This is a genomic window from Vibrio eleionomae, from assembly GCF_009874545.1.
Lineage (GTDB): Bacteria > Pseudomonadota > Gammaproteobacteria > Enterobacterales > Vibrionaceae > Vibrio > Vibrio nitrifigilis.
Genome location: NZ_WEKT01000063.1, coordinates 1 through 26,868 on the forward strand (window position 1 = coordinate 1; position 26,868 = coordinate 26,868).

The 26,868-nt window shown below is 42.8% G+C and carries 26 protein-coding genes; 14 read left to right on the top strand and 12 right to left on the bottom strand.

The features are described 5' to 3' along the window. Positions 1-202, top strand: a 202-nt coding sequence (locus F9817_RS24160) for a hypothetical protein (protein ID WP_427916725.1), incomplete at its 5' end; no start/stop codon positions are given. Between the two features lie 679 nt (positions 203-881). Here F9817_RS24160 and F9817_RS20725 read toward each other — a convergent pair. The 4 genes from F9817_RS20725 to F9817_RS20735 all read right to left on the bottom strand — a co-directional run bounded on the left by F9817_RS20725 (position 882) and on the right by F9817_RS20735 (position 2,343). Then, positions 882-1,046: a helix-turn-helix transcriptional regulator gene (locus F9817_RS20725; RefSeq protein ID WP_202436539.1), complete on the bottom strand. Its 165-nt coding sequence runs from the start codon at positions 1,044-1,046 to the stop codon at positions 882-884. A 114-nt stretch (positions 1,047-1,160) separates the two neighbouring features. Next, the gene (locus F9817_RS23880) at positions 1,161-1,325 is read right to left on the bottom strand and encodes a hypothetical protein (protein ID WP_162841936.1); all 165 of its coding nucleotides are present in this window, start codon (positions 1,323-1,325) and stop codon (positions 1,161-1,163) included. A gap of 10 nt (positions 1,326-1,335) precedes the next feature. Beyond that, positions 1,336-2,049, bottom strand: a complete 714-nt coding sequence (locus F9817_RS20730; protein WP_161158102.1) for a zeta toxin family protein — start codon at positions 2,047-2,049, stop codon at positions 1,336-1,338. A 57-nt stretch (positions 2,050-2,106) separates the two neighbouring features. Continuing rightward, positions 2,107-2,343: a YgjP-like metallopeptidase domain-containing protein gene (locus F9817_RS20735; protein WP_161158120.1), complete on the bottom strand. Its 237-nt coding sequence runs from the start codon at positions 2,341-2,343 to the stop codon at positions 2,107-2,109. Positions 2,344-2,683: 340 nt separating this feature from the next. Here F9817_RS20735 and gss point away from each other — a divergent pair, with 340 nt between their 5' ends. From gss to F9817_RS20760, 5 genes are all read left to right on the top strand, one after another. Continuing rightward, a complete protein-coding gene (gss, locus tag F9817_RS20740; RefSeq protein ID WP_161158103.1) occupies positions 2,684-4,564 on the top strand; it encodes a bifunctional glutathionylspermidine amidase/synthase in 1,881 nt (626 codons plus the stop codon). A 205-nt stretch (positions 4,565-4,769) separates the two neighbouring features. Next, positions 4,770-6,803 (top strand): methyl-accepting chemotaxis protein, encoded by a 2,034-nt coding sequence (locus F9817_RS20745; RefSeq protein WP_237476307.1) that lies wholly within the window; start codon positions 4,770-4,772, stop codon positions 6,801-6,803. Between the two features lie 352 nt (positions 6,804-7,155). Further along, complete coding sequence (locus F9817_RS20750; protein WP_161158104.1) at positions 7,156-8,196, top strand: TRAP transporter substrate-binding protein; 1,041 nt, start codon at positions 7,156-7,158, stop codon at positions 8,194-8,196. A 72-nt stretch (positions 8,197-8,268) separates the two neighbouring features. Then, positions 8,269-8,829 (top strand): TRAP transporter small permease subunit, encoded by a 561-nt coding sequence (locus F9817_RS20755; RefSeq protein WP_161158105.1) that lies wholly within the window; start codon positions 8,269-8,271, stop codon positions 8,827-8,829. Next, the gene (locus F9817_RS20760; RefSeq protein WP_161158106.1) at positions 8,826-10,154 is read left to right on the top strand and encodes a TRAP transporter large permease; all 1,329 of its coding nucleotides are present in this window, start codon (positions 8,826-8,828) and stop codon (positions 10,152-10,154) included. Before F9817_RS20755 ends, F9817_RS20760 begins: the two co-directional genes overlap by 4 nt. A 59-nt stretch (positions 10,155-10,213) precedes the next feature. On the opposite strand, the gene F9817_RS20765 is transcribed toward F9817_RS20760, so the two are convergent. The 7 genes from F9817_RS20765 to F9817_RS20795 all read right to left on the bottom strand — a co-directional run bounded on the left by F9817_RS20765 (position 10,214) and on the right by F9817_RS20795 (position 17,862). Next, positions 10,214-10,807 carry a hypothetical protein gene (locus tag F9817_RS20765; RefSeq protein ID WP_161158107.1) on the bottom strand — a complete coding sequence of 198 codons (594 nt, stop codon included), beginning with the start codon at positions 10,805-10,807 and terminating at the stop codon, positions 10,214-10,216. Between the two features lie 635 nt (positions 10,808-11,442). Further along, complete coding sequence (locus tag F9817_RS20770) at positions 11,443-12,582, bottom strand: hypothetical protein (RefSeq protein ID WP_161158108.1); 1,140 nt, start codon at positions 12,580-12,582, stop codon at positions 11,443-11,445. 498 nt (positions 12,583-13,080) lie between these two features. Beyond that, complete coding sequence (locus F9817_RS20775) at positions 13,081-14,328, bottom strand: amidase family protein (RefSeq protein WP_161158109.1); 1,248 nt, start codon at positions 14,326-14,328, stop codon at positions 13,081-13,083. A gap of 10 nt (positions 14,329-14,338) precedes the next feature. Then, positions 14,339-14,992, bottom strand: coding sequence for a DUF2848 domain-containing protein (locus tag F9817_RS20780; protein WP_161158110.1), 654 nt, complete (start codon positions 14,990-14,992; stop codon positions 14,339-14,341). Positions 14,993-15,000: 8 nt separating this feature from the next. Continuing rightward, positions 15,001-16,281, bottom strand: a complete 1,281-nt coding sequence (locus tag F9817_RS20785; RefSeq protein ID WP_161158111.1) for a TRAP transporter large permease — start codon at positions 16,279-16,281, stop codon at positions 15,001-15,003. Then, positions 16,278-16,811, bottom strand: a complete 534-nt coding sequence (locus tag F9817_RS20790; RefSeq protein ID WP_161158112.1) for a TRAP transporter small permease subunit — start codon at positions 16,809-16,811, stop codon at positions 16,278-16,280. The genes F9817_RS20785 and F9817_RS20790 overlap by 4 nt, the downstream gene beginning before the upstream one ends. 4 nt (positions 16,812-16,815) lie before the next feature. Further along, on the bottom strand, positions 16,816-17,862 hold the full coding sequence (locus tag F9817_RS20795; RefSeq protein WP_161158113.1) for a TRAP transporter substrate-binding protein: 1,047 nt from the start codon (positions 17,860-17,862) through the stop codon (positions 16,816-16,818). 182 nt (positions 17,863-18,044) lie between these two features. On the opposite strand from F9817_RS20795, the gene F9817_RS20800 reads away from it, so the two are divergent. Beyond that, positions 18,045-18,917 (top strand): LysR family transcriptional regulator, encoded by an 873-nt coding sequence (locus tag F9817_RS20800; protein ID WP_161158114.1) that lies wholly within the window; start codon positions 18,045-18,047, stop codon positions 18,915-18,917. A 28-nt stretch (positions 18,918-18,945) separates the two neighbouring features. Here F9817_RS20800 and F9817_RS20805 read toward each other — a convergent pair whose 3' ends face one another. Next, positions 18,946-19,530 (bottom strand): LysE family translocator, encoded by a 585-nt coding sequence (locus F9817_RS20805; RefSeq protein ID WP_161158115.1) that lies wholly within the window; start codon positions 19,528-19,530, stop codon positions 18,946-18,948. Between the two features lie 109 nt (positions 19,531-19,639). Between F9817_RS20805 and F9817_RS20810 the strand changes: the two genes are divergently transcribed. The 7 genes from F9817_RS20810 to F9817_RS24165 all read left to right on the top strand — a co-directional run. Next, complete coding sequence (locus tag F9817_RS20810; protein WP_161158122.1) at positions 19,640-20,083, top strand: Lrp/AsnC family transcriptional regulator; 444 nt, start codon at positions 19,640-19,642, stop codon at positions 20,081-20,083. 177 nt (positions 20,084-20,260) lie between these two features. Then, positions 20,261-21,589 carry a DUF4143 domain-containing protein gene (locus F9817_RS20815; RefSeq protein ID WP_161158123.1) on the top strand — a complete coding sequence of 443 codons (1,329 nt, stop codon included), beginning with the start codon at positions 20,261-20,263 and terminating at the stop codon, positions 21,587-21,589. Between the two features lie 126 nt (positions 21,590-21,715). Further along, positions 21,716-21,964 carry a type II toxin-antitoxin system antitoxin HipB gene (hipB, locus tag F9817_RS20820; RefSeq protein WP_161158116.1) on the top strand — a complete coding sequence of 83 codons (249 nt, stop codon included), beginning with the start codon at positions 21,716-21,718 and terminating at the stop codon, positions 21,962-21,964. A 391-nt stretch (positions 21,965-22,355) separates the two neighbouring features. Beyond that, complete coding sequence (locus F9817_RS20825; RefSeq protein ID WP_161158117.1) at positions 22,356-22,934, top strand: class I SAM-dependent methyltransferase; 579 nt, start codon at positions 22,356-22,358, stop codon at positions 22,932-22,934. Between the two features lie 4 nt (positions 22,935-22,938). Further along, positions 22,939-25,383 carry a DEAD/DEAH box helicase family protein gene (locus F9817_RS20830; RefSeq protein WP_161158118.1) on the top strand — a complete coding sequence of 815 codons (2,445 nt, stop codon included), beginning with the start codon at positions 22,939-22,941 and terminating at the stop codon, positions 25,381-25,383. A gap of 411 nt (positions 25,384-25,794) precedes the next feature. Beyond that, positions 25,795-26,616: a hypothetical protein gene (locus tag F9817_RS20835; RefSeq protein WP_237476308.1), complete on the top strand. Its 822-nt coding sequence runs from the start codon at positions 25,795-25,797 to the stop codon at positions 26,614-26,616. Next, positions 26,609-26,868 (top strand): hypothetical protein (locus F9817_RS24165; RefSeq protein ID WP_237476309.1); only part of this gene is annotated, 260 nt, incomplete at its 3' end. The genes F9817_RS20835 and F9817_RS24165, both read left to right, overlap by 8 nt.

The window sequence follows — 26,868 nt, forward strand, 5'->3', positions numbered from 1 at the left end:
GAATCAACATTCACATAGAAAGTTGAATAAAAAAAACAAAGTAAAAGCTTATAATTTTGAAATGTCTACAGATATAACCAAAAAGCTAAATGAGCTGTCTAAACATCGCGACAAAAAGAAAAATGCGCTAGTTCAGAGTCTGATAGAAAAAGCTTATGATGATATGAAAAGAAATAATGTCACACCGCCAAAGGAAAACTGAAATTTGGCGGTGTAAATAATTTAGATTCCTAATACTTTACCAATCAGAACAAGAGTAATCACACAAATCCAACTACTCCTCTAGATCCAGTTTTAGCACAATTACCATCGCTATTTACATTGTATGCTTAATAAGTACTTTTTACTCCGCTCGCAACTCCTAACGTCAATCACAGTTTCCAGAACATCAGTGATACGCTGACTAGAATCATCAATGAAGAACATGAAAGACTATCGGGAAAGAAACAACGGTAATAACCATATGTATGATCTATGCTGGATATATTAGATTGAGTAAGTTAGGAGCTATCGAAAACCTAAATACCGAGTGCCTATGTAGTGTGACAACAATCACACTACAGTAACTTGAGCAATTTGACTTTTTAAAATGGGTCCACCACAGGGTACATCATAAAAAATCAAATCAAACAATTTAATTTAAAAACATATAGTTAATTAACAAATTCAGATGACGCCAGCCCACCAATCGATTGGAAGGCCGCTAACTCAATGAGTTAGCGGCCTTTTGTTTTCTTGCAATTTGTAGTTCAAATAAATTTAGGTCACTAACGATCCTATAACAGCCAGTATCAGCTGTTTAATTGAATGGTAGTTTCATACCATGACGCGCTCTAACGAGGCGTCAAGCGCCCGCTGGGAGGAAATAGGCCTACTATCAATCACTGTTGTACTTCACTTTGAACCCAAGCCACTACTCGTGCGCCTAATGAAATGGATTGTGGAAAGTATCCTTCTCCTATCAATTGGTACACATACGAGCGGCTAAGCCCTGTCATCGCCATGACTTCTTTCAATCGAATCAAACAGATTGGTTGGTATTGCATATCATCACCTTTCGCTATTGGATTAGTTCGGGGTGATGATATATATGTGAGATTATTTAAACTCTAGAAACAGCAAAGCCGCTATTAAGCGGCTTTGATAAATGATATTTGATTTTAACGACAAACGCGCTGATCAGCTTTTGCAATCATTTCTTGCTGTTCTTTGATCGTTTCTCTTACCACTTTATCGAAGAGCTTACGTTTCTCGCTTGATGAAGCATGACGAATAAAATCAGAGAAAGGTGTGGATTTAACCTTTTCACGTTTAGTACCGATCATCCTTTCCTCCTTATGATTGTTGTAATCCGACGATGGTTTCTAAAGATTGACGATTGTACTTTTTGCGTAACAATGCGTCAATGTCAGTCACATTAAAATGAGGTCTTTCGTTCTTGCCGTCAATATTTTTTTCAATGAACATAATATCGATATCAGAACCAAATAATTTCTTCAATTCACTAACCACTTGTTGTGATTGCATAAATTGAGTCACAAACACTTCTTCTGGAACTCTTCGCCCTTCAACTTTCTCTCGTGCTTTCACCAAGCGCCATGCTTGCTCTGGCTCCTGATAGACAAAGATAATTTGCACAAACCTTCCACGCTTTAAAGAACGTTCAATATTGACCTTTGCTTTTTCAAAGCTAGACAATGTTGAATCCAAGATAAAGCTAACGTCTTTGTGTAACGCACGATCGTGAATCGCTTCTACCAGAAGAGTAGCAGCTCTTTGGAATAATGGTGAATTCTCGCCATGATAATCCTTGAACTCTTTGCGAAGCTCATCATTTTCGATATGAACTAGCGACATACCACTTTGAGTTTTAAACATACTCAAAATATTACGCGCTGTTTCAGTTTTTCCAGCTCCAGGAGAACCCGCCATAAACACAGAGACCGCAGACTCTTCTTGAGGCAAATGGTCCACCATCTTTTTAGCCAAAGCCTTTTTCATTTTTTTAGCTTCAGCGATTGCCTTATCGATAATCTCTTGATCATTCATTGCGTGTATCCCATGACAAATTACTGGTTAGCTCTCTGCATAAACAAACGTACAGAATTAATAACTCCAATCTTCATACACCAATGGTAAGCTGTTAAGCAAGCTACGAGGTTCTCTCCAGTTAAGCATAAATCGCTCCATCGGATGTTTGAATCGATCATTATGGTTACGTTCCAGTAAATGGACCATCTCATGAACCAAAATGTATTCTAAACATTCAGGCGGTTTCTTTGCCAACTCTGAATTGAGCCAAAGACGCTTGGCTTGAATGTTACAGCTCCACCAGCAACAAATGTACCGTAGTTAATCCCACCAGTTCGGCTAACCATAGCAAAATGCGCTAACGATTCCATATTTGGAACGATGAGCGACGAGATTTACATGTTCATACTGGCGCTGTCCGAACAACTTAAACGTTGTTTGGCTATATAAAAACAACTCATAAGTTGTTTATCTCGACAAATACAACTCCGAGGTTGTTTTAACCTCAAATTCCCATCCACACTTTCCTGCCTTTTCTTTTCTAACAGACTGCTTTCTCTCTTCATGTGCAGCGCTATAATGCTACTTGTTGCACCTATGTCACCATATCTGTTCAGCGTATTGTTTCCCTTCCATAACCAAGGAATTTGTTTTGCATAAATTACAGTTTCCACCGGAACCATTCGGCACCGTGCTTGGGCACGCTCCGGGAGGCGTAGCGATCTTTTCTAGCGATTATAAAAGTGCTGACCCTACCCAGTTTCAACACAATTCTGATTACCGCAGCTATATCGGCAATGAATATATGGGCCACAAATGGCAATGTGTCGAATTTGCTCGCCGTTGGCTTTACCTTAATCGAGGGCTTGTTTTTACCGACGTTCCCATGGCTTATGACATCTTTGCTTTACGCTATTTACGTCGAGTTGAAGATGATGCTTTACTGCCCTTCCAAGCTTTCAAAAATGGCGGCATGAAGAAGCCAGAAGCAGGCGCCCTACTTATTTGGGCAGCGGGTGGAGACTTTGAAGTCACTGGTCATGTAGCCGTGATCACTGAGGTGTTTGACAATAAAATTCGTATCGCTGAACAGAATCTTGAGCACTGCAAACTGCCTGCAGGCCAGCAATGGTGCCGTGAACTGCAACTCGAACACAGCAACGATGGTCACTACCGAATTATCGAAGGGTTTAGCTCGACAAAAATTCTGGGCTGGATGATTCAAACCGCAGAGACTGAGCATGCAGAGCCTGACAATACGACTGAATCCAGACTATTCGAGCTAAATAGTCGAGTAATTCAGGACAACGGACAATTTGCCCAAGCCTGGTTAGATCATAATGATGAATTGCTCGCCACTTTCTCACATGCTATGGAAGGCGATTTTTTAACTGAATCCCCCACGGAGCAGCTGCGCTATTTTAGAATGTCGGCCACTGCAGAGCGTGAATTGATTCGTGCGACAAACGAGCTGCACCTAATGTATTTGCATGCCACAGATAAAGTACTTCGCGACGATACCCTGCTTGCGAATTTCAATATTCCTCAAGTGCTTTGGCCTCGTTTAAGGCGTTCATGGCAAACCCGTCGTAATCAAATGATCAATGGTCGGTTTGACTTTTGCCTGACTCACAAAGGGCTCAAAGTTTATGAATACAATGCTGATTCCGCCTCATGTCATACCGAGGCAGGTTTGATTCAAGGATTGTGGGCCAAACAAGCCAGATGTGAAGAAGGCGAAGATGCTGGTGAAGATTTACTTACCATGCTTGCTGAAGAATGGCGTCATAGCGATGCCAAAGGCACAGTCCATATCCTGCAAGACGAAGATAAAGAAGAAAATTATCATGCACTCTTTATGCAAAGAGCCATGGCAAAAGCAGGAATACACAGCAAAATTATTCGAGGTCTAACGCAACTTCATTGGAATGATGCGGGTGAAGTCGTTGATAGTGAAGAAGAAGCCATTCATTGCGTTTGGAAAACTTGGGCATGGGCAACCGCACTCGATCAAATCCGTCATGAATGTGAAGATGATGCGCTCGCTCCACCTATTCGTACTGGCTCACCTGATGCGCCTGTTCGACTGGTTGATTTGTTATTGCGTCCAAGGGTTAAAGTGTTTGAGCCCCTATGGACACTCATTCCAAGCAACAAAGCCATTTTGCCTGTTTTGTGGAATTTATTTCCCAACCATCGTTACCTACTCGATTGTTCCTTTGAACTAACCGACGAGCTAAAGCAACGTGGCTATGTAATTAAACCGATTGCTGGCCGCTGTGGCGACAATATTCAGCTAGTCGATAAACACCAACAGCAACTAGAGCAAACTGAAGGACGTTTTTCTCACCAACAAAATATCTATCAAGAGTTATGGCGCTTGCCTCAAATCGATGGCTATCGCGTACAGATATGTACCTTTGCGGTTGGAGGAAGCTATGGCGGAAGTTGTATCCGAGTGGATCAATCATTAATTATCACGACTGATAGCGACGTTCTGCCATTGAGAGTGGTTCCAGATAACTCCCTTTAAGATTAATCACCCATAGTATCAGTGAACGACGCGAGCCGTTCACTGATAGACAAGCATCGACACATTCCAAATCCAGTCCCCCAGCTTTTGTGAAATGCATCTCTGCTCTTATCCCTCATATTGGCTAACACACATATCTGTTACTAAGCTAATTGAATATAAAAAATCAAACATGTCTATTCCTATATTAGCAAGTGAGGGTCCAATGAGAGTTCACTCCATTCGGTTGAAAATGATGCTACCAATTCTCTTATTGGGCATTGTATTACTTGGTATTTTTGCCTTTATGCAGATCATGGTGAAATATGAAGCTAAAGCCATGGAAAAGCAGACGCAATCCTATTTTGAAGCCATAGCGGTTGTGCTAAATGCTGATAGAGATATCTACCAAGCTCGTTTGGCACAAGCAGAAATGCTGACAGACTATGGCGATAAAGCATCGCAACAAAAAGATTTTGATGAAAACGCCAAGCAAGTGTACGACCGTTTTCAAAAATTCCGTGAATACCTTAAAGATGAGCCCGAACTGCTCACCCCTTTCCAAAATTTTGATCAGCTTTACGCGGATTGGATGAAGAGCAGTAAAAACATCACAACAAGCTACAAAGCAAAATTGGTGGTCGATAACAAACTTCAAGCATTAGACAAAGACTTTTATACACTACGTGACATGCTCGATACGATAGAAGCCGAGTTACGTAAAGAAGTCACCACTTGGACTGATGAGCAAGCCACACAAGAGCACCTCCAACTCTACCTCAATGCCATCGCAAAAATATTAAACGCCGACCGAGATATGTACCAAGCTCGACTTGCTGAACAGAAAATACTGGCAGGACTTGGTGACTATGCGCAAAACAAAAAAGACTTTGAAGAAAATACTCTGCAAACATTAAATCGCTTTCAGGGCTATTTAACCTTAATGGAAAACGAACCGAACTTTGTTCAGCCATACCAACGCTTTATCCCCCTTTTTGCTGAATGGTTTAAAACCAGTTTATCCATGCTCGAATCTGATGATGTGAAACAGATGACATCACATCAGGATATTCTTGCCCAAGCCGATAAAAACTTTAGTCTTATCCGCGATGTATTAGATCAAGCCGGAGAAATGGTGCGCACCCATGGTCGCAAAATGGAACAGGAAATAGCGCAAGATATCGCTCATTACCAAAAAATCGCCATCGTCATTATCGTTGCTGGCTTTATTGCCGCCTTTTTAATGGGTTACTTGATTCCCAAATCAATAACCAAAAATGTCACCGACATTTCACAACGGATTAAAGAGATCTCCGAAGGAGATGGGGATCTAACGGCTCGCATTAACTCAAAATCCAAAGATGAGTTGGGTGACTTAGCCCATGAATTCGATGGTTTCCTCACGAAATTACAATCGATCATGCGGGTTATCCAAGATAAAAGTTCAGCCTTAGGCTCATCCACGGAACAACTCGATCAGGTAGCAAACACGGTGAATCGCATTACCCATGTTTTGGTCGATTCATGTAACTCCATTGTGAGCGCAGCAAGTGAAATGTCGATGTCTAATGAGCAAATGTCGAGCGTGGCCCACAACACCTCGTCCGAATCAGGCAAAGCCGCCGATCACATTGAGCAAGGCCGTGGCGTGGTTGGCTCTTCACATCGCACGATCGATTCATTGGTCGATAATATTGATATCACCATGACCAAAGCTGAAGAGCTAGAAAAAGACTCACAATCTATCTCCTCTGTGTTGGAAGTGATTCGTGGTATTGCAGAACAAACCAATTTACTGGCTCTCAACGCGGCTATCGAAGCAGCTCGCGCCGGAGAATATGGCCGAGGTTTTGCGGTGGTAGCTGATGAAGTACGGACTCTAGCAACCCAAACAGGCGAGAGTACAAATCAGATTGAAACCATGATTAATCAGCTCACAGATAGCGTTAACGAAGCCTTTAACGCTATTAAAATGAGTAAGAATAATGCGACAGAAGCGGTTAGCAATTTTGATAGTGTGATAGCCGTTTTCGATGCATTAAATGCCTCATTTAATACCGTTCATGAACTTTCAGAACAAACAGCGCAAGCCACCAACGAGCAATCCACGGTCTCTCAAGAGATCAGTCAAAACCTTGTCTCAATGAAAGAACAAACCGATGGTGTTGATCAAGCATCACAAGAAATACGTTCACAATTCAATTCATTAAACGCACTTTATCAAGAATTGGATGCACAGGTATCGCAATTTAAAGTGTAACAAGTACCACGCTTCCTCTTAAAAGCTACAGTGTTTACTGTAGCTTTTTTTGTGCAAATTTTACGTATTTAAATCGCACCAAAACCGTTACCAAACGTTTACAATTCGTGCAAAAAAACTACTCACCTTCTCTTTACCTATTCCTCTAAAACACAGCCAAATTTATTTAAAATTAATAATTTTCAATCAATTACCTGAAATCTCACTATACACGCGCAATGTAAACAAATGGTTTCATATCAGTGGCATAAAAGTTGAATATTCAATTAATTTGTAAAGTAATTATTAATACTAAGTCGCTGACCAGATTGGTCAGTTTTTCAAGGAAGAAACGTTCAACAAGGAGAAACGTATGCCTTCGCAGCTCAACATAAAACGAGCACTGTGCTCACTCTCAATACTCGTCGCCTGTTCAAGTTATGCAGCGAGTCCTGCTCGTTTAGAAATTCAAAGCGCTTGGCCTCTATCATTACCTGCAAGTGGAGAAAGCGCTCAGCATTTTGTCGATGAACTCAATGCCACATCCGATCACAGTATGCGGGTAAAACTATACTCGGCGGGTAAATTGGTCCCCGCTATGCAAATTTTTGATGCCGTGCGGGAAGGCACTCTTGACGCTGGCTACACCTCTCCTTTGTATGTCGCCGGACGCTTCCCCGCAGTACAGCTATTCGGCGGAGTTCCGTTTGGCCCTCAGCCTATGGATTACCTTGGTTGGCTATACAATGGCGGTGGCCTAAAAATTTGGCGCGATATCTACGCCAAACAAGGAGTAATGACCATTCCATGTGGCTTGATGGATTCAGAATCAGGCGGCTGGTACACCTTCCCTATCAATTCCATGAAAGATCTCGATGGCAAAAAAATACGCTTTGCTGGTCTTGCCGGGGAAGTCATGAAAAAAGCTGGAGCCTCCGTCGTATTGCTCAGCAGTGGTGACATTTTCCCGAACTTAGAACGTGGTGTCATTGATGGCACTGAATTTTCGATGCCAGCCATTGATGCGGACATGGGCTTTGAAAAGGCCGCGAAATACTATTACGTTCCTGGATGGCACCAGCCTGCGGCGATTAACGAGCTGATCATCAATATGAAAAAATGGCAATCTCTATCCAAAACTCAGCAAAGCCTTATTGAAACCACCTGTAAAGAAACTGAGCTTTGGACCGTCACCTCAACCTCAGTGGCCAATGCACAAGCCATTAAGAAATTTGAAGATGCAGGCGTCAAAGTTCAGCCCTTCCCTCCTAAGGTATTAGCCTCATTTAAAAAAGCGACTGACGAAGTGTTAGCAGAACAGGCGAAGAAAGATAAAGATTTTGATCGCGTTCTGAAATCGTTAAACGACTATCGCCAAAAAACAGCGCTATGGAGCCAACACAAAGCGCTTTAAGCCCAAGCTCTGAATAGGCCATTCACACCTGTTCAGAGTTGCTATTCTGGCTCTCACCATTAAGGAGATGTGATGAATATTTTTTCTTCCACCGCAGATCTCATCGATAAAGTGTCGATGGCGACCGGTAAGCTGGGAGCACTCGTGTTACCTCTGCTGATTATCACCATCTTAGTTAACGTTTGCCTGCGTTATATATTCGACATCGGTTTGATTGAACTTGAAGAACTGCAATGGCACCTCAATGCGCTAGTGGTGCTCTCATGCTTGAGCATGACTTACTTGCACGATGAACATGTTCGAGTCGATCTATTCCATAATAACTTCAAAACCAAGACCAAATTGATCGTTGAGATCTGTGGCGTCCTGTTCCTCTTCTTGCCATTTTGCGTGTTAATCACCATGCACGCATGGAACATGGCAGAATATTCTTGGTCACTCAAAGAAGGCTCACCGATGCCCTCAGGCTTGCCTGCGCGCTACATCATTAAATTCGTCATGGCCCTTTGCTTAACTTTGTTGACTCTACAAGGCGTATCGGTACTGCTGCGTAATTGTTTAGCACTATTTGGCGTTAAACAGCACAGCAACACCGCCACCAGCCAAAGCATTAACGAGGAAGTCGCACTATGAGCATTTTGTTTGTCTTCCTCTTGTTTAGTGTTTTTATGGTGGTGTTATTTTCCGGATATCCCGTGGCATTTGTACTGGGCGGCGTGGGCGTGTTATTCGCGATTGTCGGCCAAATCTGTACCAATTTTGGGTATTACGACGTAGCCGAACTGCGCACCATTGGCTTTGTGGCTAACCGAGTATTTGCCACGTTAGCCAACTATTCTCTCATCCCCATGTCGATGTTTATTTTCATGGGTTTTATGCTCGAACGCTCCGGTGTTGCCGAACGTCTTATCATCGCAATGCGCAATTTATTGGGTAAAACCCCCGGAGGATTAGCGATTGCCGTTGTGTTGATTGGTGTGATTTTAGCTGCATCGACCGGCATTATTGGCGCCTCTGTGATCCTGCTCTCTGCCATTGCTCTGCCTACCATGTCTAAAGCGGGATACTCTCCTTCGTTAAGTGCCGGTACCGTCGGTGCTACAGGCTGTTTAGGCATTCTGGTCCCGCCCTCAATTATGTTGGTTGTAATGGGCGACCAACTTCGTATTCCGGTTGGCGATCTCTTTGTTGGGGCCATCATTCCTGGTTTGTTATTAGCGACCTGTTTTGTCTTGTTCTTATTTCTCTATGCGTTATATAAGCCCGAATTAATGCCTAAACTTGCCGATGATGAGCGGGTACCCGGCATACACTACGCCGAAATTATTAAGGCATTAATCGCCCCACTGCTTTTGGTCGGGGTAGTACTTGGTATAATTGTGGCAGGTATTGCCTCGCCTACCGAAGCATCTGGTATTGGCGCAGCAGGGGCAACCTTACTGGCTTGGTTTGCCAAGCAATTAACTTGGAAAGATGTGCAAGAGGTCTGTTATCGCACCGGACGTTCCGTCGCAACGCTCTACGCATTAATGTTCGGCGCTGCGTGTTTCTCTGTGGTCCTACGCGGCTATGGCGGGGATGATGTGATAGCCGAAGCGTTACATTCAATTCCTCTTCCACCCCATGGTGTATTACTGCTGGTAATATTTATTGTTTTTCTACTGGGATTTTTCTTGGACTGGATGGAAATCGTATTAATCATCGCTCCATTGGTCATGCCTGTACTGGTCGATTTTGGCTTTAGTCCAGTATGGGTAGCAATATTAATCGCGCTTTGTCTTCAAACTTCGTTTCTCACGCCACCGGTGGGTATGGCGCTGTTTTATATTCGCAATGCTGCTGGTCATTTAGCAATGAAAGAAATTTACCAAGGAGCAATTCCGTTCGTGCTACTTCAATTGCTGACACTAGTAATCGTATTGATGTGCCCCATACTGGTCACAGAATTTATTCATTAATCACCAAACTCAGCGAAAAGTAATAAGGTTGCCAATCGGCAACCTTATTTTATTGGGTCTTAATGCTGAGCTGCATTGGCGAGCTTTTTCGCCAGAGCGACACGGTTATCCATATCTGAACGAAAGCGATTCAGTGGACGAAATAGCTCGCGACGAGCCTGAAAATATTCGTTTTTGTTTATTGCGCCAAATTTATAAGCGGCCCGTAATTGAAAATGGGCTGAATCACATAACATGTTAACGCGGATATAAGCGATCACGACAGGGAAAGATGGAATATGAACGGAGCTACGATATTTTTTTATCGCACTATCAGGCAACGATTCTAATCCAACCGAAAGCCTCTTGTTATGCGTCGTTAAACGGTCCAATTCATCGCTATAAAATTCACTCAAATATTCAATTTCATCGCGAACGGTTGGCATGAGTTCCGCATAGAACTGCGAATACAAATAATGGCTTCGACTAGAATGATCAGGATGGCTAGCAAACGCCGCCCCTCGTGATAACCAATTGGCAACCGTCAGACCACAAGGAATCCGATTTTCACTTTGATTGAAAATATCATCCCACATCATCGCGGTATTGATGTCGTGAAAGGTGATATCGATATTTACTGTATTACTACTTACAACATTACAATTACTAGCCATTATTCTTCACCACATAGAGGGTCTCATTGAGCTCATGGTTCAAATAGTCAGACGTTGGGCAATGCCAATAATAAACAAGCAAGCCATTATTTTATTATTGTCAGTCATCTCAATGAACTAAATGGTGGAAACAACAATTCAGCCACCATAAATCGACCATTCAAGATTCTGCATAATTAATTATTTATTACGGCCATAATATGAATGTTGATGTGCATTCTCAAACCACACTTTCGATTTACGAATTGATATCACAAAAAGGAGTGATAGAACGAAAACATGACATAGTGATTCAACTATCTTCTACCGCAGGGCTAACCACTCGAAAAATATGGAATGGAATGGATTCAATGCAGAGTGCTCATGGCAGCGATTGTTCGACCATCAAAGAAACTACAGCGAAATAAAAGAAAAACTAACGGTTTTCCGATTACAAAGCTCAATCGACAGCGTTAAGCTGCATCCAACTCAAAGTTTTATCGTATTAAATAGCGGAAAGAACATACCGTCGTATCGATACCCAAATGATCTCCAGATGCAGAGCTTAGTACTTCACCAGCGAATAGGTTCCCCTATGACAAATAATCACCATAGGAGAACGCGTTTTTATTCTTTACTGCTCAAAACCATTCTCATTAATAATCAATTTCGAATTCTAGCTGAGTGCTATCTTCTCCATGAGAGGTAAATACATGGCCTAACCAAACGCGGATTTGAGGCATAAACCAATAGTAGATTTGTGGTGTTAATTGGTCGCTAAACTCATCATGTGAAATAGATACAGCAGGCCCCCAACCATGAATATTCTCAGGGAAGTATTGATAGGTTGTTGATGCAGAGAAGCCCAAACCGCCAGTCGTATATCCTCTTGCTCTTATTTGTTTTTTAGTCTCATCATTAGCGCGATCAGAGTAGGCCAAAATCGCCCCTAAACGTCCACTGTTACCAAATTGTTTATAGCCAGAAAGAGAGTAAGTTAATAAATCGCGGCTATGACGGTTATAGTCTGAATCTGATTTGATATTTTTACTTGTATCGACGTTACCAATAATGGTGTCGTTATATCCATTATTTAATGTTGGCTGGCCATTATTCACCGAAACATAAACCCCATAAGAGTCAGGAACAAACGGATAAATATTGGCAGTTTGATACCCCAAATCTAAACCCATAATATGCGAGTTACGATCCCAACTAGCATGGACAAATACATTATTTTGGAACCAACTTTTATAGATGAACTTCCCTGCATTTTTACCGCCGGCTTCACCTTGAATATTCGCTTGCCCGCGCATACCAATATCGGTCGCAAATACGGCCCAGTTTGACGTGTGCTTAGCGTAAGCAAATGCGCCGTATTGGGTAGATTCAACCCCAAAGATAAGGTTTTCCCAGAACGCATCATCATCTAAATCATCATAGTGATTGATTGTTGTCCCATTTTGCTGATTATAGGTTTCACGTTCTTTTAACCAAAAGTCACCGAAAAAGCCAAGATCATCAGTAAACATACTTTTACCACGCAAGCGCAAGCTAGCTTCCAGTTTACTTGAGTTATTATCGATCGATTCGCCAGCCGAGGTGGTCCCTTGCAAACGTAAGTTGTAATACCAACGTGAGCCTTTTTCTATATCCGTAAATTGAGTGAGCGTGCTTCCGTAGTTAGGGTTAAGGTAACTTTCTATCCAGTTACCATCGTCATGAGGGGATGAGAACGCTTGAGAGCTAAAACCAGCTATAGCAGTCAGAATTGATGCAGAGAGTATTTTATTCATACGATTGCCTATGTTCACGCTTTTTATGTTTATATGAAAGATTGGCACTCTATTTTTTATTTTTTGTGTCTATCTCAGTGGTTATATCGATCCCTTTATCATTACTAAGCCAGAAACGAAAAAGACCTGATATCCATTCCCCATTAAATAATGAGAAATCGATATCAGGTCTTGCCTGCACACGCAGTAACAATCCAAAGATCGAGCTAACAATAAGACGAAAAAATAGCTAAAACAACACGCGACAATAGAGTTTGTGATGAAGTTCCCCAAGCAAGATAGAATATGCAATAAAGATCACGCTAACCATCACAATTTAAACTAAATATATTTTTATAAATTTTATATAACGCGCCAAATAATTTAGAGATATCTAAATTAATGATTAAAAAATTATTCTAATTAGGTAGGAATGGTAACGAATACAGGAGATATTCAGTGCAGCATAATCAGTAACACCATGACCAATAATGTTACTGATTCGGTAAATAGGAAGGATTAAGCTAACGCTTGCTCTAATTGAGAGGCTATCGCTAATAACTCAGAATCTTGACCACTTGGCATGGTCAATAAAATACCTCCCAATGTAGAAGCAAACTGATGCGGTAGAGAAATGCTGCAACCATTGAGCACATTGGCAACCGTTGTGTTTCTTAAGCACAGCAAGTTAATACGGTCATATTCAGCATCTTGCGCCAGTGAAGATAGGCTTGGAGAGCTAATGACAACGGTCGGCATCAAGATGACCTTGTTCGAGAAGCACTGCGCATATTCTGCTGCCAGCTCATTTCTCGCCTGCTCAGTGGCAGCAAAGACCTCATCCGTCACGTTTTCACCTTTTTTGATGCGAGAACGAACTCGAGGATCGAGTTTTACACTCTCTAAGTCGAATTTATCTTGGTAAAAACGACGACTTTCAACCGCTGAAAAATGCCATACCGGAAGCGTTTGATAACGCTCAAGCAAATCTAAGTGCGCATAACTCACTTTAAAGCCTGCACCTTGAATTTTCGCTACTGCATGGTCAAACAGATCTTGGATACCCGCTTCAATATCAGCAAAACCAAAGTTGGTTGGAATAACAAACTCAATCTCTTCCGGAGCCATATCTAAGGCTTTTTTATTCGCTAACACTTCCCAAGCGCTCTGACATTCCGCCACTGTTTTTGCCATAGGCCCAACACTATCTAGAGCAAATGAAAGTGGTAAGCACCCTTCACGTGGCGTTGATGATTGCGATGGTTTAAACCCAGTTAACCCACAAAAAGCGGCAGGAATACGCAGCGACCCACCAGTATCGGTGCCGAGCGCAATATCCGCATACCCTTTTGCGACAGAAACAGCCCCACCACTGGTCGAACCGCCCGGAATACATCCTGCGAAAAGAGGATTTTCAGGCGTACCAAAATGAGGGTTCATCCCCAATCCAGAATAGGCCAGCTCCGTCATATTGGTATGGCCGACTAACGTGGCACCGGATGCTTTTAAACGCTGCACAGCCACCGCATCATGAGACGCAGGTTCTAAACCCAGTAACGTTGAGCCGCCCGAGGTTCCATAACCACAGACATCAAAGGTCGATTTAATCGAAACAAGAGCGCCAGATAAAGCGCCAGACTCATCACTGGCTACCCCTTTATCTCCAAATAATTGGGTAAAAATAGGACTAGATTCACTCGCGAGTTCAGCTTGCACTTTTTCAAAGTGCGGAGCAAAGGGCCGATCGGCCCAAGATACTTTTGCCATATCAAACTCCTTAGATGACGACTGCAAGTTCAGTCGAGTCATACGTTTTAATAATAGAGCGATCTAATACTGGATCGTACGCTTCCATCTTAAATTTCGGAGTTCTGCGCACACCACCAATCGCCGCGAAAGTACCGCATAACATTGCCGCACCTTCTGGCAAACCGGATTTTTCAATGAGTTCAAACAGAGAGCGAATCGCGGATAAATCCCCCCGTTGATATAGCGTCCAACCTTCACCTTCATCCAACCAAGATTTCAGTTGAATTTGTTCTAGGTGATCTTCAATCTCAGAAAACGCCCATAATTCAGAACTGACTGGCTTAGGACAAATTTGCTTAGAGTGCGCCACTGAAAACGCTTCCAAATCACGGTCGGTATGGTCAGAGGCAATACCAAACCACAATTTACCTTCTGCGTTAATCAATAAAGGCTCGACTTCACCTGATGTACCTTGGCTTAGTACTTCAATGGTATCGGCTTGAGTCAGCATTTGCTGCGCAACCTGATAAAACAGAGGAACGGTCGATGGGGGCGCAATGCCTAATTCAGCAAGTTCATCAATATGCTCTTGCACTGCGTCCATATTGCGCCCAGTCCATCCCGCTACAATCAGCTTGTTAAGCGCTAAATTGACTGTCTTTCCGTTGACTAAAAAATCCATAGTACACCTTAGTAATTATTCGGTAGATAAAGAGAGATAGAAGGGAACGCGATTAATAGCGCGACCATCAAAATCATGACTGCGACATAAGGCATACTGCCAATAATGACATCGCCCATTTTGCCGTTTTTTCTGGCGGAGTTAACCACGTAGAGGTTCAGGCCTACAGGAGGTGTGATCAGTGCCATTTCCACTAGCACTATCATCAAAATGCCAAACCAGATTTTGTCGTAACCCATCTGAGTGATGATAGGGACAACAATAGGAATCGTCGCAACCATTAAAGATAGGGTTTCGATAAAGAAACCCAAAATAACGTACATCAACACAATCACGAGTAGGGTCAATAATGGCGTCATGCCAAGGCCAGTAATGGTGCTTTGTAGTACACGGCCGACGCCTGCCGCCGTCATAGCGAAGTTCAGCACATAAGCACCAGAGACAACCAACATGATCATTGACGATATTTTAATCGTGCCTTTTAACGCATCGATAAGCATGTCGTGTGAATAACGGCGCGTCCATTTAGAAATGAGCAGAGAAAATAACACCCCGACAGACGCCGCTTCAGTGGGCGTTGCCCACCCAGCGTAAATCGACCCAACAATACTAAATAGCAAGGCAAGAATCGGGAGTAATTCCACTAAAGAAGCCAGCTTTTCACCCATTGAGCAATGCTGTTTAGGGCCACCCAATTTAGGCCAAATTGAACAGAGAATAATGGTCACGAGCATAAACATCAGTGCCATCCCCATTCCAGGAACAATCCCTGCTAAAAACAATTTGGGAATAGAGCTTTCGGTTAAAAAGCCATACACGATCAGATTGATGGAAGGAGGAATCAAAATTCCTAATGTCCCACCGGCCGCAATGGAGCCGGTAAATAACTTTTGGTCATAACCCAGCTTTTCCGCTTGAGGCGTCGCCACGGTAGCCACGGTTGCTGCCGTCGCCACTGATGAGCCCGATGTAGCTGAGAACATGGTCGATGTAGCGATATTGGCGTGAATCAACCCGCCTGGTAACCACGCCACCCATTTGTTCAACGCCATATAGGTACGCTCTGCAATACCGCTACGCAGTAAGATTTCACCAATCAGAACAAACAGAGGAACCGCAATCAATGTAGCGTTATTTGATGAAGACCAAAGCACCTGCCCCAGGCCACGCATCAAAGGAAAGAAACTAAAGAATTGGTCAATACCAAAAGCGAGTAAGAAGAGCACAATCCCAACGGGAATACTTAAAGCCAGAAGCCCTAACAGCCCTGCGGTTGTAAAGAAAATCATACTTCGGACTCCGTTCCGATAACGTCATCGAGCTTGGTGAACTGTTTGGTGCACACCAAATAGATGCCATAAATACTCAATATCGAAGAAGAGATAGCAAGCCAAACCCATCCAGCAAACCAAATGGATTGGGGAATAATTAATGGCGTCGCCAATGCGGTATTCGCTAACGAATGAGCAAGACCCGTTTTTGCCACCACAGTTTCAACCTTAGTCGCCACAAAAATGGCGACATAAGATAAAGACATAATGGCTAACAGATCGAACACGGCACGCAGTGCTTTCGGTGCCTGATTTCGTAAAATATCGATGCGTACATGGGCTTTGGTTAAAAGCCCATAACTTAATCCCCAACTGGAGATCGCGGCCATCAAATATCCTGAAATCTCATCAGATCCGGTAAATGGCACCTTGCACGCTCGCAACACAATTTCTGCGCAAATCAGCAGCACGCCAGCAAGCAAAGCTAACCCAGCAACTACCGCGACACCTTGATTAATGCGCTTTAAGTAATGAACGAGACGATCCATGGTATTAACCTTTTGTCGCCGTTAGGTGAGTCAGTTTACCGACCGAATCATTCCACTCTTTTGTCCATTTAGAACCGGCACGAGCAGCCCAATCTGGTAGTACTTTATTTTCTACAATGTCACGTGCTTTTTTCTTATCAGCGTCACTTGGAACCACAAGTGTCATATTACGTGTTGGGCCTTTACTGCATTTACCATTACCGGTTAAACACGCCACATCTTCTTTCACTGATACCTTGGCATCATCCCAAACCGGTTTTTCAAATTTCTCGGTCACTTCTTTTTGCAAGAAGGCTTGCTGCTTAGCTGATAGCGCATTCCATTTATCCATATTGATAGCCGTTACCACTGGATCCCAGCCACCAACAGGCAGAGTCACTAGGTGTGAAGCCACTTCCCACCACCCCGCGCTATAACCAGAACCAGCACCTGTCACAGCACAATCTAAAACGCCACGTTGCAATGCTCCGGGAACTTCACCAAAAGCGATATTGACACTTTGTGCGCCCAAGGCTTCCAAGAAGTTTGCTGTCATACGGCCAGAAGCACGAATTTTTTTACCTTTCAGATCAGCAAGAGAGCTCACTGGCGTCTTACAGAAAATCACTTGGGGTGGATAAGGCACAATGGCCAGAACTTTAGAGTTAAAAGTTTTCTTAAATACCTCTTCCACCATCGGGCGGGCCGCATCGACAACTTTATGCGCTTCATCGACAGTGGTGGCAATCAACGGTACATCTAACGCTTCTAGAGCTGGCGCGTCAGAGACTGCGTAATCGGCAACCGTCATACCCACATCAAATACACCATCACCAAGCATGCGGAATACATCCCCGCCACCTACGCCCATTTGGTCATGCGTTGTCATTTGTGCCACAAACTCGTTATTGCTGTCTTTCTCAAGAGTTTGAGTCCAGAACGGATTTTCGAATTGCTTGTTTAACGGCAAGCTACTCCAGCTACCGACAACCGCCAACGTGGTTGATGCAAGTACAGAAGTAGAACATAGTGCGGTCGCGACCAATAGGCCGAGTGATTTTTTACTAAACATACATTGAGTCCTTTCAATCATGGTGTTTATCCTTTTACTGATTCTTTTATCAAGAATTCAGTCTTTTTCCAGTGTTTATTTTCTAAGCGATAAAGTCAAATAGTCATTTTTTTGCAATAGTGATAAAAATAGGTTATCACCTTAAGGACAGAAATGAAGGCAAAGTAAGACAAGGAGTTACAATGACATTTGAACAACTAAGGACCTTTGCCCGCGTTGTAAAGCTCGGGGGAATACGCAAAGCCGCACTTGAAATGAACATTTCTCAGCCGGCGATATCAGCCAGAATCAGTGCATTAGAGGAAGAACTCGGAATCCCGTTGCTACACCGTTTAACCTCCGGCATCTCACCAACCAAAGAAGGTTTACGTTTACTGGCCCATGCCCAAAAAATCGAAGCAGATATGGCCAATATCAAAACGGAAATGACCCAAAACGAAAATATAGTGGGTATCTTGCGCATTGGTGTCGCAGAAACTATTGCACATTCATGGCTATCGCCATTTTTAAAAAAGTTACGCCAAATTTATCCCAAACTTGTCGTCGAACTTTCCGTTGATGTCTCCAATAACCTGCGGGATCATTTGTTAAACCGCCAATTAGATTTGGCAGTATTAATGGGGCCATTAGTGGAAGGTAACGTGGAAAACCGCCTATTACCTACTTTCGCATTAGACTGGTATTGCAGTGCTGCAGAGAACATAACGTCTCTTTTGGATTCGCCAATTATCTCTTTTGCGCGAGCCTCTCGTCCCTATCAAGAACTGAACGCAGAGCTTCTGAGCCGGTATGGCGACAGCGGTCAGATATTCTCGTCAACGTCACTTTCCGCTAGCTTAGAAATGGTCGCGAACGGCATCGGTGTAGGCACGCTTCCCGTTTGCCTAGCGACCTCTTTACTGCAATCAGGAAAAATAAAAACCTACGACCCAGGCTGGACACTCACCAACCTGCAATTCACGGCGTCATACCTCAACGATCCACGCGATGATACCGTGATAAAAATCGCCGACATGATGGAAGCCACAGCTCAAGAATATGCTGAAAATCAGTAGGTTCAGGTAAAGCCGACAACGCTCCCCCTCACCCCAACATTGGCAAGGTTGAAGCCACCAGCAAACTTGCCATTGACCAATTAAACCAACGCACATGATGATCATGTTTAAGAAACTGGCTAATTTTCTTACCTGCATAAACCCAACTTGAACAGCAAGGAATGTTAATCAACATGAAAGTCACAGTAATCACACCCAGTCCCCATAAACTTGCTGTAGGGTTATATAAACTGACTGCAGAAAGCGCCATCGACCAACCTTTAGGGTTCACCCATTGAAACAACATCGCTGAGAAAAAGGTCATGGGCCTATAGGTTTGAGTCTCTAGTGCTGGTTTACTGCGCGCGATTTTGACCGCCAAATAGAGCAAGAAAAGAACGCTCAGCACTTGCAATACTTGGTGCGCGATAGGAAAGCGAGTAAACACGCCCGACATACCAACGCCCACCAAAAACACCATCAAGCCAAACCCCATAGCGACACCCAAGATGTGAGGAATACTGCGAGCAAAACCGATGTTCGCCCCAGAAGTCATCAACATCATGTTATTAGGGCCCGGGGTAAAGGTAGAAACAAAAGCAAACAGAACTAACGCCAACAGCTGATCATTCATTTTTAATCCTTAAATAACATCATTCGATAAACAAAAGGATACGTAGAATGCAGCGCAATTTTGTGCTTATATTGTGTTCATTAGCCTTAATTAAACAATAATATTGCTCATGGATAAATTTAACGAAAGAATATTGCTCGAGCTACGCAAAGACGGCAGATTATCGAATGTTGAGCTTGCAGAACGCGTGGGGCTCTCTCCTTCCGCGACATTGCGCCGTGTACAAGATCTTGAACGCACAGGAGTGATCAAAGGCTATCGCGCTATACTCGACCGAGAGCAACTCAATATCGGCGTGGTCGCTTATGTCTCGGTTGGACTCAACAACCACAGCAGGCAATCTCAGTTGGCTTTTCAGCAACATATTATGGCCGTACCGGAAATTGTCGAATGCCACAACATTACAGGTATTTACGAGTACCTACTGCGTATTGAAGCCCGCGATTTAAAACACTTTCAACGCATTCACGCCGATGTGCTTGGCGAATCAAAACAAGTGCGCGAACTCAATACCACCGTGGTGATGGACTCCCCTAAAGACGAAAGACAGTAAAGCAAAATAGTCATTTAGAACTCTACCGCCTCACGCCCACCACACTTTTATGCGCATAAAAATGTAAAATTCCGCACTTTTCTGCGCATAAAAAAGTTTGAACCCACACTTTTCTGCGCCTAAAATAGTAACCCGGCGGGTAATTTCTCAGTAAACAGGTCTAACGGGGTTGGTATGATCAAACGTTCAATATTAGATAAGTTATTAAAATGGAAACATAAAGAACAGCGAAAGCCACTTCTTATCGATGGTGCACGTCAAACGGGGAAAACGTATCTACTACAAACCTTGTTGGGTGAAACTTTCCCAAATGTATTACGTATCGATTTTCTCGAATCTCCAGAGATGGCTGAAGCGTTTGCCGATTCATTAACGCCAGAGAATATCCTATCCAACCTTGAGCTTTTGACTGGGCAACGATTCAACCCTGAAAGCGATCTCCTTATTTTTGATGAAATTGGAGAATGTCCGGAGGCGGTTACTTCATTAAAGTTCTTTGCAGAAAAAGCCCCGACTATGTATGTGGCCGCAAGTGGTTCTAATATTGGCCTATTGAACTCATTCCCTGTCGGAAAAGTTGAGCAACACAATCTGCGACCTCTCACTTTTCGAGAGTTTTTAACCGCATCACAAGAACTTCCGTTAATTAACGCGTTTGAGCAACAGAAAAACTCGAGTGCGGTGCATACCAAGTTATTCGATAAGTTAACCGATTATTACTTTACTGGTGGTATGCCTGAAGCAGTACAAGCTTGGTTTTCTCTTTCGGATCAAAGCATTCTTGAGCGTATCGAAGCAGTAAACGACATTCATCGCAACTTAGTGGCTGGATATCAACGAGATTTCGGCAAATACTCAGGGAAAGTAGATGCCACCTTAATTGAATCGGTATTTATGAACATTCCATCTCAGTTGGCATCGGTGATGGATGAATCTGTAAAGCGTTTCAAATTCAAGGGCGTGCATGAGCGTAAATCCCGCTACAGCGATTTTGAGAGCGCAATTATTTGGTTAGACAAGTGTCGGCTCGCTTTAAAAAATTATCCTATCGACGGAACACCCCGCAGCCCGCTTGCCGCATATAGAAAAGATAACATGGTGAAGCTCTTCCTATTTGATGTTGGGCTTCTTAATCACATGTTAGGCATCAACTATAAAGAGATTAAGCAGCAAGATTACGAATATAAAGGGTTTATTGCTGAAAACTTTGTGCAGCAAGAATTTGTTGCTCAAGGCGTTGATCCTACATTTTCATGGGGAGACGCCAGAGCAGAAATAGAGTTCATCGCATCCGACACAGCGGGCAATATCATCCCTATTGAAGTCAAAAGCGGCAAAAGAACCAAAGCACGCTCACTTGAGTCGTACAAACAAAAATGCGCTCCGATAAAAACCATTAAGCTAACTGGCACCCAAGGCTCATCACCATTAGAAAAAGAGAATCTTGTTTTGCCTCTTTACTACAGTGAATATGTGGTGACTCAGCACTTAGAAAATTTATCGTAGCAAGTAAAACCAACGTGGCTGTATTCCGACCACGTTGGTTTTATCCCCTAGTGGGGATAATTGAATCGTTATCCCCACTAAGGGATAACTTATTTATGAAACTTGGAATTTGGTAAGGACTGTTTCATGATTTATAGCCCGCAACAATTGGCCAATCAATTAAAGCTTATTCGCACTAAACATTCGCTGAGCCAATCTGAGCTTGCGGAAAGGGTCGGCATCAAGCAATCCACCTTATCCAATTTTGAAAATCACCCAGACACAACGCAGTTAAAGACAGTCTTCAAAATCATTCAGGCATTGGAGTTACAACTCACTGTTAGTGATAAAGAACAAAAACATACCATTACAGATCCTTCTGGTGAGGTTTGGTAATGGCTTCTCTTATTGCCTATATAAATGGATTACTGGTTAGTGAATAAAACAAAGCCTCCCAGCAGATTTTCTAGAATATGTCTCAGAGGTCATTTTTACCCACTCTTTAAAAATGATTAAAAAATTAGATTTTGTATCATAATCACCAAATATAAATATCCCCACTAAGGGATAAATCTAAAAGTATAACAAGATAGACTTTTAGAGCACACGCCCACATAAAAAGGTTAAAAGTTCATTTAAATGGACTTTTAACCTCAAAGAACACAGAGTACTACCGATGAGTCGTTCCTCTACCATCACATAAACCTATCACTTACCACAGATTTTCATTAATCATCCTGTGTTTTTCATGTATCTTTAGTGCAAAGCAAAATGCATAAAGATGAGTATGAACCCGAACTACTACAACCAAAACGCCCAAGAGTTTTTCGACAACACTGTTGCAGTGGATATGTCTTCGTTATATCAAGCGTTTGAAGCCCATTTACCTAAGCACGCTAACGTGGTGGATGCAGGGTGTGGTTCGGGTCGTGATACCGGTTATTTTCTAAGCCAAGGCTACAATGTCACCTCATTTGATGCATCAAAAGAGATGGTTAAACTCGCCAGTGAACATACAGGTCATGCTATCTCGCACAGCACCTTTCTTGATTTTCAGTTAACGCCAGAAAGCCAACATGGTATTTGGGCCTGTGCCACCCTTTTGCATGTTCCGCAAAATGACTTAGAAAAAACCTTTGCTCATATAGCCACTTGGCTTAAGCCTAACGGTATTCTTTACTGCTCATTTAAATATGGCGAAGGTGAAGTCGAACGTGGTGACCGCCGCTTTACCAACCTCACTGAATCCTCGTTAAAACAAGTAATCAGTGGATTGGAATTAGAGGTGAAAGAGCTTTGGGTCACCCATGATCTCAGAGCTGGCAGAGCTGATGAAAAATGGCTGAATGCCATCTTGGTGAAGTAATCCTATGCCAACGTCACTACTTACTCTCGACCACGACATTCTCACCACGGGTGATAACGACCCGTTATTAACGCAGCTTTTACACGCCATTAATCACGCGAGCGAAATCGAAATTGCCGTGTCGTTTATTCGCCAATCAGGCTTTGAACTGATCAAACAAGCGTTGCTGGATGTGCTAGAGAGCAAACGTCATCACCATTCGTTGAAACTGCGCATTCTTACGTCTGATTATCTCGGTATTACCGAACCTGTTGCTCTACGTGGTTTGCTCGCTCTTGAAGGCGATGACGTGCAAATCAAAGTGTTTGAGACGGATAAGCAAAGCTTTCATATGAAATCATATCTGTTTGTGCGCACTAATGAGCAAGGTATTGTCACTGAAGGCTCTGCTTTTATTGGTTCGAACAACATCAGTCGCCCAGCGCTGACCAATGCTCATGAATGGACACTGCGTTACGATTATAAAGCCAATAGTGATAGCCATACTCAGCAGCAATTTTTTAATATTCGTCAGAAGTTTAATGCGATTTTTGAGCATCCTAATGCTAAGACTTTGAGTGATGAGTGGATTGATGCCTACATTCCTCGTCGCCAACAACCTGCGCTTAAAGACATCACTCTCGCTGTAACTGAAGAAGAAATCACAGAATACTGGCCTAACCTAGCCCAAGAAGAAGCGCTCACAGCTCTGAATACTACGCGTCTAAACGGTTATGAGCGTGGTTTAGTCGTGATGGGTACAGGCATGGGCAAAACCTTTCTCGCCGCCTTTGATGCTCAGCAGATGAAAGCAAAACGCGTGTTGTTTATTGCTCATCGCGAAGAGATTCTTTCCCAAGCATTAAGCACCTTTGCCAAAGTACATCCCGAGAAATCATCGGGTTACTACCACGGTAAAGCAAAGGAAGCAGAGAAAGAGCTACTATTTGCTTCAGTGCAAACCATAGGTAAAGAGTCGCATCTGAGTCAGTTCGCGCTAGATCATTTTGATTATGTGGTAATCGATGAATTTCATCATGCCAGCGCATCGACCTATCAAAACGTGTTGAACTACTTTGAACCAAAATTCTTATTGGGGTTAACTGCAACCCCAGAGCGAACCGACCAAGCCAACATCTTGGCGCTGTGTCATAACAACTTGGTCTTTGAACGAAACTTAGTGCATGGCATCGACGAGAAGATTTTGGTGCCATTTCACTACTATGGTATTTGGGATGACAGCGTTGATTACCAAGCCATCCCGTGGCGTAACGGTAAGTTTGATCCTGAAGCCTTAGAGAACCAATTCGCTACGCAAAAAAGAGCGGCGCATATCTTCAAGCATTGGCAAATTCACCAACAGCAACGCACGCTGGCGTTTTGTATGTCGAAACGTCACGCTGACTACATGGCAGACTATTTCAATACACATTTTGCTCAGCAAAACAAACGAGCGATCGCGGTCTACAGCGGCTCAAAAGTTCTGCGTAATGAAGCATTAACTCAGCTCGATAATGGCGATATCGACGTTATTTTTTCCGTCGACCTATTTAATGAAGGAACCGACTTACCTTCTATTGATACCGTCATGATGCTCCGCCCTACCGAATCCAATATTGTGTTCTTGCAACAACTTGGTCGAGGTTTACGCCGTCATCAAGATAAAACGCATCTCGTAGTGATCGACTTTATTGGCAACCACAATAGCTTTTTCAGCAAACAAAGCTGGCTGGGCATTGATATTAAAGGAGCAAACGGTGGCAAACCAATTGACCGCCCTGCTCCAGAATTAGGCGAAGGCACCTATATCAATATCGACCCGCAAGCCGTGGATTTTTGGCAACGCTTAGCAAGGCAGCTACGCACCAGCGCCAAAGAAGATTTTGCCGATCTCACCGCCTATTTAGGGCACCGCCCAAACGCATCGGAGTTCTACATCGCCAACAAAGAAGATCGCTTTGCTAAGGTCAATAAACAGCACGGCAGTTGGTGTGAATTAGTCGCTGAAATGAGTGACGATGAATTACTCCAAGAAGTCGTAACAGAACACCGTGATTTTCTGTTCTACGCTGTGCAAACCACCAGCTTAACCAAATCCTTCAAAGCCATCTTGCTTGAAGCGTTTCTGATCTTAGATGGTTTCCGTACTCCACCAAAAATAGATGCACTCTGCCAACGCAGCCGAAAAGTCATCGATGGTTATCCAAGCATTAAAGCTAAGGATTTTACAGGCAAAGAAGCACAAGTCGCCATTGCCGATACCACGGGTGTTAAATGGCAAAAATACTGGGAGAAAAACCCAGTGCATTTTTCCATGCAAGCCGACAAGAAAACCAACATCGCTTGGTTTACGCAAGTGGGTGAACGCTACCAAGCAAACTTTACTGTGAAAGAACAGCATGTGGAGTTGTTGAGTCGGTTGGTGAAAGAGTTAGTGGATTATAGGTTGGTTGGGTATTTGGGGGAGTGATGGGATTTGTAGATTAAAGACGGGAACATCTGTAAATCGTTTCTGTCACAAAATTTTTTAGAACCAAGGCTTTCGTTCATTTATTTACACTCTTCGTCTTAATTGAATTAATACCACCATTATTATTTTAGCTGTTGATCTGAATTTTGAGTGCCAGATCCACCGATTAGACACCGAAGGGATAATGTGACTCTCTGGGAATTTTCATCGAGCAAGTTTTTGCCTCTTCTTTTTTTGGCATATTCTGTTTTTATTTAATTGATTGGAATACGATATGTTGTATGACATTTTGATAAAAATAAACTGCATCAATGTCCTTTCGGTAACCTCGACACGGAGACTTGTACTTGCTCGAGTTGTTATGAAGCGAGGAAATGGAGAGCGTCGAGTGAGGCATTGCATGCTGCTACGATGAAAAACTTTGCCCCAACAGGGTCTTCGATGCCAGTCAACGCCCCTCAGACTCAAAATAACGTACAGAAAGAAACGTCTAAAGAAAAATACGAGCGACAAAGGAAAGAAAGATACCAAGAACTGCAGAAAGTGGATCCAGCCAGTATGTATTGGCCGCCATATAACCCTATAGCTAAAGAAGGTGAGAAAGATATTCATATTCGATATACGCAAGGTGTTGTTGAAACTACTGTTCTTGCTCCAGAAGAATGGAAAGAGTTTTTTGATGCGCTCGATAAAACTCAAAATATTGGCGGTGCCATGAAAGGTACTTACGATGCATTTGATACTGCTAAAAAATTAGGAGGTTTTGGTGTTACAGCTTATGTTAAAACACATAATGGCGTCGATTACCTTATTTTGAAAGGTTACAAACAACACATGAAAACGTTGCTCGCTGGTAATCGTTTTAAAGCGTCAAACCCTCAAGTGGTCAAACTTGGCTTAGGTGCTTTGGATTCAGTCAAAGGCATGGCTCGTTATGTCAAGATCTATGCCCCCATGGAAATATTGGTTGGCTCAGCCATTAACGTTTTAAAGTATGTGCTCAATGATGAATACACTTTAAAAGACCTAGGAGTCGATGAGGCTAAGTTACTTATTAATGTTTTAGTTGTGGCAGGTACAGCTTTAGCTATAGGTACTCTTGCGGTTCCAACAACAGTTTTAGGTACTGCTATGATTTTGGTTTCGGCTAGTTTATTTATTTGGACTGCTGATCAAGCTACTGATTTTGAACAAAAATTGGTGGATTTAGTTTTAGAGAATTTTGATGAGTAAATTTTTAATATCCTTACTGTTGGTTCTAGCCTCTAGTTATACATCATACATTACAATTAAACCGTTATTTTTTCCGATTGAACGAATTGATAAGGTGTTATTTAGTGATTTAGCTTTGCCATTTATTGCAACGTGGGGTGTTGCAATTTTTAGTGTTATATCATTCTATTTATCGCTAAAGTGCCTAATAAAAAAATGTGAGTATAAAAACAATATTAAACTGTTCTATATTTCTTTATTTTTAGGTTCCAT

What these genes read in the sequence shown, in the direction of transcription:
- F9817_RS20725 (WP_202436539.1), bottom strand. Translation starts at nt 1,046, where the DNA reads ATGCAATACCAACCAATCTGTTTGATTCGATTGAAAGAAGTCATGGCG.
- F9817_RS23880 (WP_162841936.1), bottom strand. Translation starts at nt 1,325, where the DNA reads ATGATCGGTACTAAACGTGAAAAGGTTAAATCCACACCTTTCTCTGAT.
- F9817_RS20730 (WP_161158102.1), bottom strand. Translation starts at nt 2,049, where the DNA reads ATGAATGATCAAGAGATTATCGATAAGGCAATCGCTGAAGCTAAAAAA.
- F9817_RS20745 (WP_237476307.1), top strand. Translation starts at nt 4,770, where the DNA reads ATGAGAGTTCACTCCATTCGGTTGAAAATGATGCTACCAATTCTCTTA.
- F9817_RS20750 (WP_161158104.1), top strand. Translation starts at nt 7,156, where the DNA reads ATGCCTTCGCAGCTCAACATAAAACGAGCACTGTGCTCACTCTCAATA.
- F9817_RS20755 (WP_161158105.1), top strand. Translation starts at nt 8,269, where the DNA reads ATGAATATTTTTTCTTCCACCGCAGATCTCATCGATAAAGTGTCGATG.
- F9817_RS20760 (WP_161158106.1), top strand. Translation starts at nt 8,826, where the DNA reads ATGAGCATTTTGTTTGTCTTCCTCTTGTTTAGTGTTTTTATGGTGGTG.
- F9817_RS20765 (WP_161158107.1), bottom strand. Translation starts at nt 10,807, where the DNA reads ATGGCTAGTAATTGTAATGTTGTAAGTAGTAATACAGTAAATATCGAT.
- F9817_RS20770 (WP_161158108.1), bottom strand. Translation starts at nt 12,582, where the DNA reads ATGAATAAAATACTCTCTGCATCAATTCTGACTGCTATAGCTGGTTTT.
- F9817_RS20775 (WP_161158109.1), bottom strand. Translation starts at nt 14,328, where the DNA reads ATGGCAAAAGTATCTTGGGCCGATCGGCCCTTTGCTCCGCACTTTGAA.
- F9817_RS20780 (WP_161158110.1), bottom strand. Translation starts at nt 14,992, where the DNA reads ATGGATTTTTTAGTCAACGGAAAGACAGTCAATTTAGCGCTTAACAAG.
- F9817_RS20785 (WP_161158111.1), bottom strand. Translation starts at nt 16,281, where the DNA reads ATGATTTTCTTTACAACCGCAGGGCTGTTAGGGCTTCTGGCTTTAAGT.
- F9817_RS20790 (WP_161158112.1), bottom strand. Translation starts at nt 16,811, where the DNA reads ATGGATCGTCTCGTTCATTACTTAAAGCGCATTAATCAAGGTGTCGCG.
- F9817_RS20795 (WP_161158113.1), bottom strand. Translation starts at nt 17,862, where the DNA reads ATGTTTAGTAAAAAATCACTCGGCCTATTGGTCGCGACCGCACTATGT.
- F9817_RS20800 (WP_161158114.1), top strand. Translation starts at nt 18,045, where the DNA reads ATGACATTTGAACAACTAAGGACCTTTGCCCGCGTTGTAAAGCTCGGG.
- F9817_RS20805 (WP_161158115.1), bottom strand. Translation starts at nt 19,530, where the DNA reads ATGAATGATCAGCTGTTGGCGTTAGTTCTGTTTGCTTTTGTTTCTACC.
- F9817_RS20810 (WP_161158122.1), top strand. Translation starts at nt 19,640, where the DNA reads ATGGATAAATTTAACGAAAGAATATTGCTCGAGCTACGCAAAGACGGC.
- hipB (WP_161158116.1), top strand. Translation starts at nt 21,716, where the DNA reads ATGATTTATAGCCCGCAACAATTGGCCAATCAATTAAAGCTTATTCGC.
- F9817_RS20825 (WP_161158117.1), top strand. Translation starts at nt 22,356, where the DNA reads ATGAACCCGAACTACTACAACCAAAACGCCCAAGAGTTTTTCGACAAC.
- F9817_RS20830 (WP_161158118.1), top strand. Translation starts at nt 22,939, where the DNA reads ATGCCAACGTCACTACTTACTCTCGACCACGACATTCTCACCACGGGT.
- F9817_RS20835 (WP_237476308.1), top strand. Translation starts at nt 25,795, where the DNA reads ATGAAAAACTTTGCCCCAACAGGGTCTTCGATGCCAGTCAACGCCCCT.